This is a genomic window from Caballeronia arationis, assembly GCF_001544975.2.
Classification (GTDB): Bacteria; Pseudomonadota; Gammaproteobacteria; order Burkholderiales; family Burkholderiaceae; genus Caballeronia; species Caballeronia arationis.
This window is the reverse complement of sequence record NZ_FCOG02000036.1, coordinates 52147-69239: the sequence shown is the minus strand read 5'-3', so window position 1 is coordinate 69239 and position 17093 is coordinate 52147. Positions and strand designations below refer to the sequence as shown.

Here is a 17093-nt window from a genome sequence, read left to right as displayed (position 1 = left end):
AACCTCAGTGACATTCGACTTCTTCAGCATGTTCAACTCCGTTTCCAGACACACTTTTACCCCAAATTCGTGTCCAGCAAAATCGGAGGCGGTTCAAGTGCTGCAAAAAGGCATCACGGACATGGTGCGGATTTCCAATGGCCGCATGAGCGGCACGGCGTACGGCTCGGTGGTGTTGCACGTGTCGCCGGAAGCAGCCGCGGGCGGCCCGCTCGCGTTCGTCCAGACAGGCGACACGATCGAGCTCGATGTCGATGCGCGCCGTCTGCACCTGGAAGTCTCCGACGAAGAACTTGCGCGTCGCCGTGCTGCCTGGCAGCCGCCGCCCCTCCCCACCCGCGGTTACTACAAGCTCTACGTCGAACACGTGCTGCAAGCGGATCAGGGCGCGGATCTCGACTTTCTGGTCGGTTCGAGCGGTGCGCCGGTGCCGCGCGACTCCCACTGAACCACACTTGGCGGTAAACGATATCAATGACACCTGACACCCATTCTTCGCCGGGCGGGATCTGGCCCGTGCTCTATGCCTACTTCGACGCCCGTAACCAGTTGGATCGCCAGGCACTACGCACGCAGATCAATGCGACGATCGCGGCTGGCGCGCGGAGCATCGTCATACTCGGTCTCGCGACAGAAGTACATCGGCTGACGCTTGAAGAGAAGCATCAACTGATTGACTGGGCGAGCGAAGACCTTGCAGGACGCGTACCGCTCGTTGTCACGATCACGGGCGACACCGTGGATGCGCAAGTCGCACTGGCTGATTACGCTGTCGAGCGCGGCGCTTCGTGGTTGATTCTTCAGCCGCCGTCGATGCGAGACAAGTCGGAATCGTTCTATTTCGACTTTTTCGCTGCGGTGATGCAGCGCACGCGCGCCCCCGTAGGCATCCAGAACGCGCCGGAGTACCTCGGCGTCGGGCTGTCGACGGAATCGATTGTGGCGCTTGCAAGTCAGTGTCCAAATTTCCGCCTGCTTAAAGGCGAAGGACCTGCGACGACCATTCAACACACCGTCGAGCAGTTGCATGCGCTCGGTCATACGTTACCGGTCTTCAATGGCAGAGGTGGGCAGGAACTTGTCGACAACCTGCGAGCCGGATGTGCCGGACTGATCATTGCGCCCGACACATTCGACTGGCAGGTCGCGATACAACAGGCGTTCGCTAACGGGCTCGAGCAGAAATCCGAAGCACTCTATGCCCAGACATTACCGACGATCGTCTTTGTGATGCAATCACTCGACGCTCTCACGTGCTACGGCAAGAGAATTGCCGCATGGCGAATGGGTTTCGACGTGCAACACGATCGCGGCGTCGCACCCACCGCCTTCGGACTGGAATGTGCACGGCGCCTTGCAACGCGGCTGGGCACCTTCAGGTCTCTGAGCGCCGATGATGAGAGGTGACAAACCGCTGATTCGATGCGGTAGTGGGGAGCCGTGTGCGCTGTTGGTGGCTACTCGCCGCAGCAGTTCCCAGAAAGAGGAGTTGCCAGAATACGGAAGCAGCGCCGCCCTCGCCTCCGCCAAGCTGGGTGCAATCGTTTCCCGCGAGAACAGTGCCCCAAAAAGTAGCTCAGCCCTGGATGTTCGACTCGCAATCTTCCCAGTACCGCATCGGGTCCCGATGTTGTGGAAAGCGCACGTTGAGCCACGTCGACAGCCGGCTCCAATCTGGATGGTTTGCACCAGTTTGAGCAGACCAGATCGACGATCTCTCGAGGACCTGGCCGTTCCCGCGATCGCGGACAAGCAGGCTGCCCAGTCCATTTGAACTGTTCGCCTGTGACTCAACCAGATACCGCGGCAGGATCCTGAGCTCAGCATCCTTGGCCCACCCGTACACGGCGCGGACCACGTCGGAGGGATCGCGCAACTCTATGGGTCCGCTTTCCGGGCGAACGGCTGTCCATCCTTCTGGAAACTCGGTGACTACCTCGTTTTCAGTCTCCCTTATCCACTTCACGCGCCATGCCCGCTCCATCGCTTCGCGCATGCGAGGCACCGACGCGTAGCCAGTGGGCAATTCGATCGCGATTGGAAGCGTGATGAGGTTGTCTTTCCAGAGTTTCGCTTCGTCGTCGGCGCGCTCGGTCACGCGATGCAACTCGTCTCCGAACGGATTCTCGGGCCGGCTCGATACTTTCGCGTTCCCGGCAGGCAGACCCTCAAAAAGCCGTTCGGCATCGTCGCGGGTAAGTTTTGTCTTCCCTTTCTTCATTGATCTCTCCGCAGCAAGGTTGTCCCACTAAACGCCGGGGCACGACCAGCAAAGCCAGGAACTAACTTTCACGCGCGTTTGAAGGTGCTCAAGGTCCTATTCTGCGCTATTCGCGTGTAACCGGCTCGCGCGGCGGAAATGGCGCGACTTATGCGACTACGCCGAACGGTTCTATATTTTGAAGCTTTCGAGCGTCGCAGGATGGAACAATTCTTCAGGCTTCAGTAGACGGCTCGACAACCCCTCGGCATGATGCCGCGCCAGAAACCGCGCGAGCACATGCCGGTTCGCATCGAAGCCATAAGACCAGAAGTCGTGACCGAGCAGCTGCCGCGCCGCGCGCAACTGCTCTTCGACGAACGGTAGTGTAACCTTCGTCGCCGAGGTGTCGCTCAGTTTGGCGAGCGCTACCGCCTTCGACTTCTCGAACGCCTTCGCAACCGCGCCCGGCAACCACGGATGCTGCTCCGCCAGTGAGCGCCGCACGCCCAACAGATGCATGATCGGGAAGAGCTTGGTGCGCGAGTACCAGTCTGCGGCGGCTTTTTGCGGATCGTCGTAGAGATACTTCACATTGGGATGGCCGTTCGTGAAGCACGAAGGCGCGCGCGGCCCGATTACCGCATCGATCTCCCCCGCTGCGAGCAGGCCCGAGATGGTCGCGTGGTCGGGTGCGTTTTCGAGGCGCACGTCGGAGGGCAGATTCAGGCTGATTTTCTCCTGCCGCCCGGTTTCTTCGTAGCCGCCACGCACCCACGTCACATCTGATGCCTTCAGGCCGTGGTCTTCCTCAAGGAAGAGCCGCGCCCATACGTTGGCCGTCAACTGATACTCGGGTACGCCGATGCGCTTGCCCTTCAGATCGCCAGGCGTTTCGATGCCGCGATCGTTGCGCACATAAATCGACGTATGGCGAAACGCGCGCGAAGGGAAAACCGGTACGCCGATATACGGGCTCGTGCCCGCCGCCGTCTTCACGCTGTAGCTGCTCAGCGACAGTTCGCAGATGTCGTAGTCGGCATGGCGGAACGCACGAAAGAAGATTTCTTCCGGGTCCTGCAGCATGAAGACCGGATCGGCGCCGTCGATCTGCACTTCGCCATCCACCAGCGGACGCATGCGATCGTAGTTGCCCACCGCCACCGACAGGTTTAGCTTGCTCATTCTAGTTTCCCTTCAATAGTATTTGCTTCGCGCCCTTATCAATCGGAACCGATGAGCACATCGCGCTGTTCGTCGCTCGAGCGCAGCATCGCGAGGCAGATTTCGAGCGTGCCACGCGCCCATGCGCCGTCGTGAAGCGGCGCGGCATTGCCATGCACGGCAGCTACCAGTTCATCGATCACTTCCCTGCGCGGCACCGCCGGCGCATCGAGCGCGATGCGTTCGCGCCGCTCGTCGCCATACACGACGATGCTGTCGGGAAGCGGCCTGAGATCGCCGCGTTCGCACGACACGATCAGCGGCCCGAAATGCTGATGCTGCCGCACGTCCGCGCGATCGCGCGACGGCGCAGCGTATGCCTTGCCGCCGTATGTGCCGGCCGCCTTGAGTCGCGCTTCTTCAGCGGTGGATGCCACAGTGGACAGCTTGCGGCGCGCGCTGCCGTAGTCGTCGGGATTCTTCGGCTGGCCCATCTCGCCCGTCCAATCGGTCCACTCGTCGGAATCGAAATGCGCGTAGCCGTTATACGAAAGGGTCGCGAACGCGCCGTCTTCGAACCATAGCGTTGCCGTGTAGGCCCCTTCAGTTGGACGCGCCGGGTCCCACTTGCCCACGGCGGCACGAATGCGCGTCGCGCGGCTTCCAGCCAGAAGTCGCACGATGTCCACCTGATGGGCCGCCTGGCTGAACACCGCCCCTCCGCCTTCGGCCGTCGACAGCTCTTCGGGCCTGCGTGGCCGGAACAGGTAGTCGGTGTAGTTGAGCGCCTGGATCATCTTAACGTCGCCGAATGCGCCCGAGGCGATCAGCTCGCGCGTTCGCAAATACGGCGTGTCGAAACTGTGGCAGTGCCCGACTATTAGATGCACGCTCGCATCGCGGCAGGCCGCGATCATGTCGTCGCATTCGGCAAGCGAGAGCGCCATCGGCTTTTCAACGAGCACGTGTTTGCCGTGCTTCGCTGCGATACGCGTGTGCGCCGCGTGAAACTGATGTGGACTCGCGATATAGATCGCGTCGATATCCGGCATGCGCGCAAGCTGTTCGATGTCGTCGAAGGCCGGCGCGTCGAAATCCGCTTCGAACTGCGCACACGCCTCCCCTCGCGGATCGCATGCGCCCGCAAGTTGCACGCGCGTGTCCGCGAGGAAAGTCGGCAGCATCAGCGAGAAGGCGCGCCCCAATCCAGCGACGCCAAGCCTGAGTCGTTCCATCACACCTGCACCTGATAGTTCGGCTCGACTGCAACCTGCCCTTCGCGGTCGTCCCACACCGGACGCGTGGCGAACTGCTTCCAGTCGGTATCCTTTGGCACCATCGACTGGAACGAGCACACGTTGCGCGGAATCGTCTTGTCGCCGGTGCCGATCGCGGTCTCGCCTGCCTGGAACTCCTTGAGCGCATCGAGCATCCGGCGGCGGAATTCGACCACGGCGACATCGCTTGCGCCGAGCCGCTCGTCGGAACGATTCGCGATAGGGCCCATCGTCACCCACATCGCGATGTCCTGGTTCGGAAAGCCCGTGATACCCGTGAAGTTGCCCGCCTTCATCGCTTCGCGATCTTGCCAGAAGCGGTTCTCCATGTTGCGCAACGGCCGGTACTGATCGTCGAGATCGATACCCACCCGCTGGCCGAGGAACTTGCGCCACGTTTCGGTCTCGGGCGTCCTGTCAGGATGACCCCATGCCATGAAGTAGAACGCGGTGTTCGTATCGTCCACCGGCACGTTGATGTTCGCGACGTTGTAGAGATTGTTCGGCGGTATCAGCGCGGTGGCCGGAGCGACGAACACCGTGGAGCGGATGTAGTCGTGCGTCGCGGCGTTCTGGATCGGCCGGCGCAGCGCAGCATACCGAAAGCCGTAACTCGTGCGATGCACCTGCATGCGCGGCGCCTTGTCCGTCGACGGCCGCAGCCAGTTCTTCGACGTCGCCTCGGCGCCTCCCACCCGCGCCGGCACGAAATCCGACGAATGCAGGCTCGAACTGTGCGCGGAATCGATCGCGCCTTCGAGAATCTGCGCCCAGTTGCACGGCAGGATCGTCTTCGCAATGCTCACGCGCGTCTCTTGAGTCGGCGCCCATGCCGGCGGCACGAACTCGGGGATCGCGTCCTGCGGGCCCATGTACGCCCACACGAAACCGCCCCACTCCTTCGTCTCGTAGGCCTTGTGCTTGACCTTACTCGTCATGTCGCTGCACGACGGCTCAGAGACCATCTCGATCACGTTGCCCTTCACATCCATCTTCCAGCCGTGATAGAGACACCGCAGGCCGCAATCCTCATTGCGCCCATACACGAGCGACACGCGCCGGTGCGGGCAGTACTCGTCCATCACGCCGACGTTGCCATCGGTATCGCGGAACACGACCAGGTCTTCACCGAACACCCGCGCCTTGACCGGCGCGCCGTCGGGTTCGCTGACTTCTTCGATCAGACATACCGGTGTCCAGTGACGCCGCATCATCTGGCCCATTGGCGCATCGCCTTCGACGCGGCACAGCAACTCGTTTTCTTCAATCGTGAGCATTCAATTCTTCTCCTGACTACATGTCCATGAATCGTCGCTTGCTACAGGTCGAGTACCAGTTCTTCACTCTTCGCCCGCGATACGCAGATCATGATCTGCGCGGACTTTTCATCGTCGGTGAGCACCATGTCGCGATGCTCGGCGGCGCCCGCGCAAAGCGTCGTGCGGCACGAGCCGCAAGTTCCGCTCTCGCATGAACTCGGCGCGCGGATGCCGTTGTCGCGCAGGATTTCGAGGATCGAGCGGTCCTTCGGGATATCGAAAGTCTGGCCCGAACGCTCGAGCTTCACGCGAAACGGCTTGTTCTCGGCAACGAGCGACTGATCGACGCCAAAGCTCTCGAAATGCACGCTGCCCGGCGCCCAGTGGCCTGTCATGTCGCGCACACCGTCCATCAGCGCGCGCGGGCCGCAGCAGTACACATGCGTGCCACTGCCGGGCTTCTCGAAGACTGGCCAGAAATCGAAGGCATTCGCGAAGTCGCCGAAATCGTGATGCACGACGACGTGCGACTTCCATTCGGAGCCGGCGAGTTCGTCGAGAAACGCCGTCACTTCCGGGCTGCGTGTGAGGTAGTAGAGCTTGAAGCGAGGGCCGTCGGTGGCCTTCAGATGCCGCATCATCGAGAGAATCGGAGTGATGCCGATCCCGCCCGCCACGAACACGAAGCTGCGTGCGCGCTCGCTCAGACCGAACTCATTGCGAGGCTCTGAGACTTCGATCGAATCGCCTTCCGATACGTCGTCGGTCATGCTGATGGAACCACCGCGCCCTGCCGAATCGCGCTTGACCGCAATCACATATCGGTCGGTTTCGCCGGGGTCGTTGCATAGCGAATAATTGCGGTTCGCGCCGCTCGGCACGCGTACCGTGAGGTGCGCTCCCGCCGTGAAGGGCGGCAGTTCACGCCCCTGCGGATCGCGAAACTCGAAACTAACGATGCCTTCCGCGACCCGCGTCTTTTTCATCACGGCGAGCGTCATGAAGATCTGGTCCGTGCCTGCCAACTCGCTCATCTGCATCCCCCTCCCTGCCTTCTGTTAGTCCCGCGAGGCGCGAACCAGCAGCGCCAATCCATGCGTTTATATTAGATATCTAATCAAACTAGCGCAAGCGGGTTTTCCCTGAAATCAATCTGACGCCCAATGAAAAACGGCGCCCGAAGGCGCCGCCGAAGCTGCGAGAGTACATGTCAGGAGGCTTTTTCCGCGTGCTCGCGAAGCGTGTTGGCCGGCACGCCGATCAGCACGGCGAGTCCGCCGAGCACGACGAGCGCCGCAATCGCGGACAGCCCGATCGCAAGACTGCCGGTGACCGTCTTGATCCAGCCGAGCGCGATAGGTCCGCAGAACGCGCCCACCTGGCCGAGGCTGCTAATCGCGCCGATGCCGGCAGCCGCCGCTTCGTCGGTGAGATAGGCGGGCGGGATCGACCAGATGATTGCAGCCGCGCCGAAGTAGGAGATCGAGATCATGCCGAGACATACAATCGACGCCACCGTGCTACCCGAAACCAGCGGCAGCAGGAAGCCGCCCAGCCCACCGATCGCCGTGCATCCGAAGAAGTGCCACCTCCGCTCCAGCGTCACATCCGAACTGCGCGCGACGATGAACATGCCGAGCGCACCTATGATGTACGGCAGCGCGGACAGCAGACCGACATTGAGCACGTCGGCGACGCCTGCCTGACGAATGATCGTGGGCGTCCAGTAGTTGAGTATCGTGCCGCACAGCGGCACCGTGCCCCAGCCCGCCGCAAGAATGTAGACGCGCGGGTCTTTCAGCGCCGCGAGCAACTGATGCTTGCCGTGTTTCGACGGCTTCTTTTCGGCGCGGTCGGCGGCGAGCGCGTCGAGGATGATCTTCTTCTGATCGTCATCGAGCCAGCGCGCGTCCTGCGGTTTGTCCACGAGATAGAAGAATGCCACGATGCCCATCAGGAGCGCCGGCAGGCCTTCGAGGAAGAAGAGCCATTGCCAGTTCTTGTAGCCATAGATGTCGACGAAGTTGTGCAGGATCCATCCGGACAGCGGCCCGCCGATGATGCCAGCAGCAGCAATCGCGAGAAGGAAGCGCGATGTGATCCGCGCACGCCGGGCGCCCGGGTACCAGTACGTGAGATACAGGATGATGCCCGGCCAGAAGCCCGCTTCCGCCGCACCGAGCAGAATGCGCGCGACGTAGAACTGAGTCGGCGTGGTCATGAACGCCATCGCGGTCGAGATGCCGCCCCACAGGATCATGATGCGGGAAATTGTGAGCCGCGCGCCGATCTTCTTGAGCCACAACGTGCTCGGCACTTCGAGTGAGATATAGCCGATGAAAAAGAGGCTCACGCCGAGCCCGTAAGCGGCATCGCTGAGGCCCAGGTCCTGTTTTAAATGCAGCTGCGCGAAGCTGACATTCACCCGGTCGAGGTAATTCAGCACCCAGCAGACAAAGATGAACGACATCAGCCGCCAGGTGACCTTGTGATATGTCGCTTCGACGCGTGCCGACGTCGCGTCCGATTCCAGCACGAATTGCGTGACTGTGGATTTGGCCACCAATGATCTCCGTTGCGTTCCTTGCTCATGAGGACGACCCGGAACTTGCGCAGAGTTAGTCATCGCGCGTTCCGAGCCTTCTTTTATTCGATATCTAACTATAATGGTAGGTATGTCTGCGACGCCGGACAAGCTCGGGTTTGCCCCGAGAGGGGTTCGGTTGCCGCTGGATGCATGGGTGCGCGCCTAACCGCTATCATGTCGGCAGGTTATATATTGGCTTCAGGACTAGACCGTCATGACACGAAAGACCACTGCGGCCGGCGCGCCGCGCGAAACGGCGGAAATGCTGCGTCATTGGCACGACACGGTGCCGCAGGATCGTCTGGCGCACCTCGTAAAGGACGCCACACGCTCGATGGTGCGTGCGTTGCAGATGCGGCTCGCAGAGCACGAAGTATCGTTCGGGCATTGGACGTTTCTGCGCATCCTGTGGGAAACGGACGGTCTAACGCAGCGGGAATTGAGCGAGCAGGCGGGCGTCATGGCGCCCACCACGTTCGCGGCGGTCACCGCGATGGAAAAGCTCGGACTGGTCGAGCGCCAGCAACGGCCCGAGAACAAGAAGAATATGCACGTGTATCTCACCGCCGAAGGCCGCGCGTTGAAGGACAAGCTCGTGCCGCTCGCGGAGGAGGTCAATGAGATCAGTGTGACGGGACTGACCGAGCGTGACGTCAAGACCGCTCGCAAGGTGCTGCTCGCGATCATCGAGAATCTGGCCGAGGACGAAGCTGGGTCCACGAATCCGATGCGGCGCGTGCGATCCACGCGCGAGTTGGGGAGGATCATCGCCGAGCGGGGTGATACGGTCGAGGATATTTAACTTCGACATGCGGCTTTGCGGATACCGATATCGCCGGCCTTGTGCCGCTATCCGCGCTCTTGCACGCTTCTGGCTGTTGCCCTCCCCGCATCACCGACTAATCACATGACCAAGCAATGGAGCCTCGATGACATCGCGCCTCAGGATGGTCGTCGCGTCATCATCACCGGCGCCAACAGCGGCGTCGGCTATCACACAGCCGCGATTTTGGCTCGTCATGGCGCCGAGGTCGTTCTCGCCTGCCGCGACGAGCGGCTCGGAGCAGACGCGGTCGCTCGCATGCAAAGGGAAATCCCAGGGGCGCGACTGGAGCTTGAACGTCTTGATCTCGCTAGCCTCGAGTCGGTGCGCGCTTTTGCCGACCGTCAGCTTTCGTTGCGTCAACCGCTCGATATTCTTGTCAACAACGCTGGAGTCATGGCCCCGCACCGGCGCGTCGAAACGACCGATGGTTTCGAACTTCAGTTCGGCACCAACGTGCTCGGGCATTTCGCGCTAACCGCCCTGCTGCTTCCCGCGCTCGAATTAGCCGCAGCCAATTCGCCGGAGCGGCCGCGCGTGGTAACGATTGCCTCGATCGCGCACAAGACGGGTCGACTGAACTTCGAAGACCTCCAGGCAGTGCGCCACTATGGGCCGATGTCCTCTTATCGGCAGTCGAAACTGGCCAACCTCATGTTTGCGTTTGAACTTAATCGGCACTTGCGCGTGTCCCAATCGCGCGTGATGTCGGTTGCTGCGCACCCCGGCGTGGCGAATACGAATCTGTTCCGCAAGGGTCATTCGGCCGCAAGCCGGGCAGCCCGAGCCGTCCTGGGCAACCTCATCGGCGCCCTGTTCAACAGCGATCTAACCGGCGCGCTTCCGACGCTCTATGCTGCGACCGCTCCCGATGTCGTCGACGGTGGCTATTACGGGCCGCTCGGCCTGTTCGAGACTCGCGGCGAACGGGTGGGACCGGCAAAGGTTGCGTCTCAGGCACGGAACGAAGCCGATGCCAGGCGTCTATGGCAGGTCTGTGAAGAGCTAACCGGAACGGCATTTGGATAGCGCTGGCGCGGAGGAAACGACCGACACGTGAGGAATCGCGAAATTCAGGCAACGTGCGCGGCGCTGCGGTTAATATGGTCCAGTGTCGAAAACACCATCGTGGATCATCATGCGAAAACTCACGCCCGCCGGCCAGCAATTGATCGAGGAAGTAGCCCAGCGACATGGGCTCAGCACGGATGCCGTGATGAGCATGCTGGAGTCTGTGATTCGCGGTAATGGGAGTATGGCCCAGTTCAACCACTCCGAATTTGGCGGCTCTGGCCAATGGATGCAGGGGGGAATGACCATGGTTTCCGACATGTTCGACAACTATCTGAAAGACCGGGTCCATGGGCTCTGTTCCGAGCTTTCCCGCCTTGTCGCAACCCAGCCCGACCTTATTCACAGCGGAAGCTTCCAGTCGCAGAGTCGAGGCACTCAGCAGCAGGGCAACGACAGCGGCGGCCAGCGATACCAGCCGAGCGCTGGTCACGGTGGAAGCAACCAGCAGCAGACCGAAGCCGGACCGGTCGGACCGGTCGGACCGGTGAGTCTGTTTGTAGAGGCCGCCCCCGGCATTTCTGGCGACTGGTGGCCCGCCGACCTGGGGCGGCCCAACAGCACCGGAGCGCAGAACGACGTCCGCTATGCCTTCTTCGTACAGCCCCGGCGCCTGGCGATCGAAGTGAACGGCAAGGTGACCGTCTACGATACGCTTGATCATCAGATCAACGGCTTCTCGCAGCAACAGTCCCGCGGCGCCTCCCTCACATTCGGGAGCCAGCATGGCTTGGTTGCTGTCGCCGGCCTCCCGATTGTCTCGGTCGACGGGGTTCCGCAGCCGGCGTCGTCGCCGCAGCAGGAGCAGCCCGTCGGCATTCAGTCAGACGCCCGAGAGGCGGACGTGTTCGCCACCATCGAGAAGCTCGCCCAACTGCACGCGAAGGGGATTCTCAGCGATGAGGAGTTCGCCGCCAAGAAGGCGGAGCTCCTGAGCCGTTTGTGAGCGTTCCGTCATCGCGCACACTGGCACATCACCCGGCGGCTAAATAACAAGCGATGCGGCTCGTTTCCTTTAGTCTGGAAGCGGACTCTAAACGGCCATTGAAATTTCCTTAAAGCCGACATTCAGGACTGCGCCCGCCTCCTCCGCAAAAAAGCGTACCCCGCGGACAATCATGTTTCTAGCGAGCACGACGACCGTGGCGCTTCGTCGCGTATCGGCACGTCCCGTGCGACAATTCAGGGGTGGCTGTGCACGGTACCGCACCTGAGTGTCCGTGCCGCAGCGCGACACTTCAGGCTATCCAAGGCCATACATCATGAACCGACAAGCACCGCTCTCATGCCCCGACTGGGTGCGTCGTGCCAAGCCGATAGAAGGCGTCGAGCGCATCGAAGCGTGGTTTCGCGGCAAGGCGTATGCCATGCATCGCCACGACACCTATGCGATTGGCCGCACGCTCGCAGGCGTCCAGAGTTTCAGCTATCGGCGCAGCCAGCGAAACAGCCTCCCCGGCAACACGATCGTGCTGCATCCCGACGAGGCTCACGATGGCCAGGCGGGCACCGACGAAGGGTTCCAGTACCGGATGATCTACGTCGAACCCGTGCTCTTTCAGGAGGTTCTCGGCGGACGCGCGCTGCCGTTCCTCGAAGGAGGCGTGACGACCGATCCGCGCCTTGCGGCGGCAACTGCGACGTTGCTGCAGCATGTCGGCTGTACGCTCGAGCCGCTCGAACAGAGCGATGCGCTGGCCGAACTGGCGAATGCGCTTGCCGCCGTCGCCGGCACGCCAGCGCGACGCTCCAAAGGTGACTTCTTCGCGGCGCGACGCGCACGCGACTATCTGCACGCGAACTGCGCGCGCGTCGTCACGCTCGACGAACTTGAAGCGGCGACGGGCCGCGATCGCTGGAGCCTGTCGCACGACTTTCGCACGTTTACGGCACGAGCCCGTACCGTTATCTGACGATGCGGCGCCTCGATGCGGTGCGTCACATGCTGCTCGCTGGCACCTCGCTCGCTTACGCTGCTGCGGCAGCGGGTTTCGCTGATCAGAGCCACATGACGCGGCACTTCGCGAAGACATTTGGACTGACGCCGGGACGCTGGCTTCAGATTGCGGGCGGCACCCAGCACGGCTGAATACCCACAATCGTTCAATACGGCCGCAAGAAGCATGAGTATCCTCGACGCATCAACCTTTGAGCGGAGAGAACGATGTCCCAATCCTCGAACTGCATCACCGTGCCGGCCGATCGCGGCCAGTGCCAGACCATCGACCTTGCCGGCAAGATCGCGCAGATCGACGGTCACTGGCAACCGCGCGTCGTCGCTGAAATGAACGACTATCAGTTCAAGGTCGTGAAGGTCGAAGGCGAGTTCCAGTGGCACCGGCACGCCGAAACCGATGAAACGTTCATCGTTCTCGAAGGCGAGTTGCGTATCGATTTTCGGGCGGGACCTACGGGCGGCGGTTCGATCGTGCTGTGTGCAGGGCAGATGGCGGTGGTGCCGAAGGGCGTCGAACATAAGCCCTGTGCAAACGCAGAAGTCAAGCTGCTGCTGATCGAGCCACGAGGTGTGGTGAACACGGGCGACGGAGCGACGGGCGAGCGTACTGTCGAGAACGACCAGTGGATTTGAGGCGCTTTCGTTTGCACGACAGCTTGGACGAAATAATGTGCGTGCCGGGTATGCATGCGCATCTCAAGCGCATTGCACGCCCTGCCGAAATTGCAGGCATCTGCTACGCGAGACTCCCGGCAAACCGCAAGGGCATGGCCGTCACGCTATCTAACAGGGGCGGTCCGGATAGTTTGAAAGAACTGGCCGCCGCCATCGGCCCGAGCGTCACGGCAACGGGGGCTGCGATCAAGGCAACTATCCTTCAGCCCTGCGGGCGGCACAGGACCGGGCAGGCGAATCAAATTTGCGCTCTTCCTCCATCGACGAACATTTCGATTCCGGTGATGTAGCTCGCGTCATCGGATGCGAGGAACGATACGGCCTTGGCGATCTCATCGGCTTCACCGACCCGGCCTAGCGGCGTCGTTGCGCTTACCTCCCGGCGGTAGGCGTCAATCTGCTCATCGGTGAGTTTGAGTTCCGTCTTGTAGGCGGGGGTAACCACCACACCGGGCGAGACCACGTTGACACGGATGTCGCGGCCCTTGAGATCGGTGGCCCAAGTTCGCGCGAACGAGCGCAGAGCCGCCTTCGTCGCGGCGTAGACGCCAAAGGCGGGCATGCCCTGGATCGACGCGATCGAACCGGTGATCACGATGGCGCTGCCGGGCCGCATCAAAGGCAGCGCATTCTGGACGGTGAACAACGTCCCTTTGACGTTGATGCCAAAGTACTTGTCGAACTGGGCCTCGGTAATCTGACCGAGCGGCGAGAATTCGCCGCCGCCGGCGTTGGCAAACAGAATGTCGAGATGCCCGTGCGCCTCGGACACCGTCAGGAACATTCGCTGCAGGTCTTCCGCCGATGAGACGTCAGCGCGTATGCCGATTGCGCCATGGCCGATGCTTTGGACTGCGGCATCGAGTTCGGCCTGACGCCGGCCGGAAATATAGACGGTTGCGCCTTCGCGCGCGAAGCGCTCGGCGGCGGCAAGGCCGATGCCGGAACTGCCGCCGGTGACCAGAACGATTTTGCCGGCGTGACGGCTTGCGTCGATATGACGGGTAGCGAATGCATTCATTGCGTGCTCCTTATGCGGTGTGAAGGTGAGCACAAGCTTATTCCCCCATCCTGTTCTATAAAGACGTATTCTTTACGTTCTTTATGCACCGATGTGCACAATCAAGGAAGGAAACCGCCCGATGGATCATTTGCAAGCCATTCGGATTTTTGCGCGCGTGGTGGAAACGGGCAGTTTCACCCGGGCCGCGCTTTCGCTCGACATGCCGAACACGACGGTCAGCAAATGGGTCCGCTCGCTCGAAGCTCATCTCGGCGTGAAGCTTCTCGAACGAAGCACGCGACGCGTGACGGTTACAACCGACGGCGCCGCGTATTACGAGCGTACGCGCTTCCTGCTGAGCGAACTGGACGATGTCGAAGCGACATTAGGCCGTGCGCATGGCAGTCCGCGAGGCGCACTCAGGATCGACACCGGCGGGTCGGTGGCGAGCAACATTCTGATACCGGCACTTCCGTCGTTTCGTGCGACGTATCCCGACATCCAGCTCCTGTTGAGTGTGACGGATCGAACGGCCGATCTGATTGCCGAAAATATCGACTGCGCCGTCCGCAGCACGGCGAACGACCCGGCGCTCGTTACACAGCGCGTGGGCACACTGCGCTGGGCGACCGTCGCCAGTCCCTCTTATCTCGCGACGCACGGCACGCCGTCTCATCCACGGCAGATCGTCGATGACGGCCATTCGGTGGTCGGGTACTTTTCGGCAAGCAGTGGTGCTGTCCACCCGCTTAGATTCGCATGCGGTGCCGAACGGGTCACCCTGGACGGTGTGCGCAACGACGTCCTGGTCAGCGAAAGCAACGCGCATCTTGCGACTGCGACTGCAGGTCTCGGCATCATCCAGACACTCGAATTCATGGGGCTCCCGGCGATCGCGCGCGGCGAACTCGTTTCCATCCTCACCGAGTGGAATCCCGAGCCGCTCGACGTTTATGTCGCGTATCCGCCGAGCCGTCGATTCAGCACGAAAGTGCTGGTATTCGTCGATTGGGTTAAAGCGCTCTTCGCTTCGCTGGGTTCCTAGAGTCGTGCTGGACCCGACGCTGGGCAATTGATGGATGAACTGCATCCGACTGCACCCTTGTTCGTCCTTCCGCATGCATCTCTTACCGCCTGCGACGCGCCCGCTCCCCCTTCCCCAGCTACCGAAAATCTGAGCAGATTCGTTTGAGCCGAATGAGCATGTTTTTGAATCGTTCGAGGATTAGCACGACGGACGCCGAACCGTACAGTGGGAACTGTGCAGTGCAACCCAATCCTACTGGACGGCAACGGTGAGCGGCACAAACCGCTAACCTTCACCACTCGCCCGTCCGAACGAGAGACATCATGAAGACGCTTCATATCGATGTGGCTGTAATTGGCGCCGGCAGCGCCGGTCTGCCCGCTCTTCGCGCTGCGAAAGCAGCAGGAGCGAGTGTCGTGCTGATCGAAGGAGGCGCTTACGGAACGACGTGTGCACGCGTCGGCTGTATGCCGTCGAAGCTGCTGATTGCCGCCGCCGAAGCAGCGCATGCAGCGCGCAGCACGGCGCCGTTCGGCGTGCACGTCGACGGCGCCGTGCGGATCGACGGACGCGAAGTGATGGCGCGTGTCAAAGGCGAACGCGACCGCTTCGTGGGTTTCGTCGTCGAGGCGACGGGAAACATTCCCGCTGAGGAGCGGCTGATCGGCTATGCGCACTTCATCGACGACAATGTGCTTCAGGTCGGCGACCACACCCGCGTGCACGCGAAAAGCATCGTCATCGCGACAGGCTCGTCGCCGTACGTGCCGGCGATGTACCGTGCGCTCGGCGACCGCGCGATCGTCAACGACGACGTGTTCGCGTGGGACGATCTGCCGCGCAAGGTGGCCGTGGTCGGCGCGGGCGTCATCGGGCTGGAGTTGGGCCAGGCGCTCGCGTGGCTCGGCGTCGACGTGACGATGCTCGGCGCGCGCGGCCGTGTCGGTCCGTTGAGCGACCCGGCGATCAGGCGCTACGCGCAGCAGGTGTTCAGCGAATCGTTCCATTTCGAGCCGCATGCCCAAGTGGAAGCGGCCACGCGCGAAGGCGACAGCGTGCATCTGCGCTATCGCGACAGCGAGGGCGAACTGCGTGAAGACACGTTCGACTACGTGTTGATCACGGCGGGCCGTCGGCCCAATGTCGACAAGCTTGCCCTGCACAACACGACGCTCGAACTCGATGCGCGCGGCGTGCCCATCTTCGATCCCGTGACGTTGCAAGCCCCCAGGCATCCGGTGTTCATTGCCGGCGACGCGAACAACGTGCTGCCACTCCTGCACGAAGCCGCCGACGAAGGCCGTGCCGCGGGTGAAAACGCAGCGCAGTATCGTGACGCGAATCCGCTCGTGAAGCCGCTCGTGCGCCGCGCGCCGATCTCTGTGGTGTTCTCGGAGCCTGGCATCGCGATGGTCGGCACGCGTTACGCCGATCTCGCCGCCGATTCGTTCGTGACGGGCGAAGTGAGCTTCGAAGACCAGGGCCGCAGCCGCGTGATGTTGCGCAATCGCGGACTGATGCACGTGTACGTGGACAAGGCGACGCGCCGCTTCGCGGGAGCGGAATGGATCGGGCCGGACGCCGAACATATTGCGCATCTGCTTTCCTGGGCGCTGCAGATGCACCTCACTGTCGATGCAATGCTGGCGATGCCGTTCTATCACCCCGTCGTCGAAGAAGGATTGCGTACTGCATTGCGTCATGCCGCGGCCCAATTGCAGAAGGATGAGGAGTGACCGTGGCCATCCCCGTGGGCGAGCCACTGGCCTACTCTCCCACAGAGGCAGGTTGATGCAGAACAGGGAGGCTCTTCCATCGTCCTTCAACGGCAACATGTATTAAACGCTCTTCCACAAACGCCCATTCACAAGTCAGGTTGACTCGGGCTGCTTCATGAAGCCTGGGCCGACATCGAAGCCTAACGCTGTTGACGCGATCATGATCCAGGCCTGACAGCTTCGACTCACGTAGCTGCCGGAACGCCGGACGAGTGCAAGTTCAGATGGCGCAACGCGGCCCCCGCTTGATCGAAGCGATTATCGAGTAATCG

At 61.7% G+C, this 17093-nt stretch carries 14 protein-coding genes and 2 pseudogenes; 9 read left to right on the top strand and 7 right to left on the bottom strand.

All coding sequences use genetic code 11. The features are described from left to right. Positions 1-448 (top strand): annotated as a pseudogene (locus AWB81_RS21770) (hypothetical protein); the annotation flags it as partial. A 26-nt stretch (positions 449-474) separates the two neighbouring features. Next, a complete protein-coding gene (locus tag AWB81_RS21765) occupies positions 475-1407 on the top strand; it encodes a dihydrodipicolinate synthase family protein (RefSeq protein WP_200822530.1) in 933 nt (310 codons plus the stop codon). 169 nt (positions 1408-1576) lie between these two features. Here AWB81_RS21765 and AWB81_RS21760 read toward each other — a convergent pair whose 3' ends face one another. The 6 genes from AWB81_RS21760 to AWB81_RS21735 all read right to left on the bottom strand — a co-directional run bounded on the left by AWB81_RS21760 (position 1577) and on the right by AWB81_RS21735 (position 8463). Further along, the gene (locus AWB81_RS21760; protein WP_062638625.1) at positions 1577-2221 is read right to left on the bottom strand and encodes a hypothetical protein; all 645 of its coding nucleotides are present in this window, start codon (positions 2219-2221) and stop codon (positions 1577-1579) included. A gap of 171 nt (positions 2222-2392) precedes the next feature. Further along, the gene (locus AWB81_RS21755) at positions 2393-3385 is read right to left on the bottom strand and encodes an ABC transporter substrate-binding protein (protein WP_062638624.1); all 993 of its coding nucleotides are present in this window, start codon (positions 3383-3385) and stop codon (positions 2393-2395) included. 38 nt (positions 3386-3423) lie between these two features. Next, positions 3424-4599, bottom strand: a complete 1176-nt coding sequence (locus AWB81_RS21750) for a Gfo/Idh/MocA family protein (RefSeq protein WP_062638623.1) — start codon at positions 4597-4599, stop codon at positions 3424-3426. Then, positions 4599-5918, bottom strand: a complete 1320-nt coding sequence (locus AWB81_RS21745) for a Rieske 2Fe-2S domain-containing protein (RefSeq protein ID WP_062638622.1) — start codon at positions 5916-5918, stop codon at positions 4599-4601. The genes AWB81_RS21750 and AWB81_RS21745 overlap by 1 nt, the downstream gene beginning before the upstream one ends. Positions 5919-5959: 41 nt before the next feature. Then, on the bottom strand, positions 5960-6901 hold the full coding sequence (locus AWB81_RS21740) for a PDR/VanB family oxidoreductase (protein WP_374730505.1): 942 nt from the start codon (positions 6899-6901) through the stop codon (positions 5960-5962). A 209-nt stretch (positions 6902-7110) separates the two neighbouring features. Next, positions 7111-8463: an MFS transporter gene (locus AWB81_RS21735; protein WP_062638621.1), complete on the bottom strand. Its 1353-nt coding sequence runs from the start codon at positions 8461-8463 to the stop codon at positions 7111-7113. Positions 8464-8701: 238 nt separating this feature from the next. Here AWB81_RS21735 and AWB81_RS21730 point away from each other — a divergent pair, with 238 nt between their 5' ends. From AWB81_RS21730 to AWB81_RS21710, 5 genes and pseudogenes are all read left to right on the top strand, one after another. Continuing rightward, positions 8702-9289: a MarR family winged helix-turn-helix transcriptional regulator gene (locus AWB81_RS21730; RefSeq protein ID WP_062638620.1), complete on the top strand. Its 588-nt coding sequence runs from the start codon at positions 8702-8704 to the stop codon at positions 9287-9289. A gap of 105 nt (positions 9290-9394) precedes the next feature. Then, positions 9395-10339, top strand: coding sequence for an oxidoreductase (locus AWB81_RS21725; RefSeq protein WP_062638619.1), 945 nt, complete (start codon positions 9395-9397; stop codon positions 10337-10339). Between the two features lie 109 nt (positions 10340-10448). Beyond that, positions 10449-11327, top strand: a complete 879-nt coding sequence (locus tag AWB81_RS21720) for an SHOCT domain-containing protein (RefSeq protein WP_062638618.1) — start codon at positions 10449-10451, stop codon at positions 11325-11327. Between the two features lie 316 nt (positions 11328-11643). Then, positions 11644-12470 (top strand): annotated as a pseudogene (locus AWB81_RS21715) (AraC family transcriptional regulator). Positions 12471-12545: 75 nt separating this feature from the next. Next, entirely contained in the window at positions 12546-12971 is a 426-nt protein-coding gene (locus tag AWB81_RS21710) for a cupin domain-containing protein (protein ID WP_062638617.1), read from the top strand. A gap of 280 nt (positions 12972-13251) precedes the next feature. On the opposite strand, the gene AWB81_RS21705 is transcribed toward AWB81_RS21710, so the two are convergent. Further along, positions 13252-14034: a glucose 1-dehydrogenase gene (locus AWB81_RS21705; RefSeq protein WP_062638616.1), complete on the bottom strand. Its 783-nt coding sequence runs from the start codon at positions 14032-14034 to the stop codon at positions 13252-13254. 121 nt (positions 14035-14155) lie between these two features. Between AWB81_RS21705 and AWB81_RS21700 the strand changes: the two genes are divergently transcribed. Together AWB81_RS21700 and AWB81_RS21695 are read left to right on the top strand one after the other, a co-directional pair. Beyond that, positions 14156-15061 carry a LysR family transcriptional regulator gene (locus tag AWB81_RS21700; protein ID WP_062638615.1) on the top strand — a complete coding sequence of 302 codons (906 nt, stop codon included), beginning with the start codon at positions 14156-14158 and terminating at the stop codon, positions 15059-15061. A 305-nt stretch (positions 15062-15366) separates the two neighbouring features. Beyond that, positions 15367-16779 (top strand): dihydrolipoyl dehydrogenase, encoded by a 1413-nt coding sequence (locus tag AWB81_RS21695; protein WP_062638614.1) that lies wholly within the window; start codon positions 15367-15369, stop codon positions 16777-16779. The last annotated feature ends 314 nt before the right edge of the window (positions 16780-17093 follow it).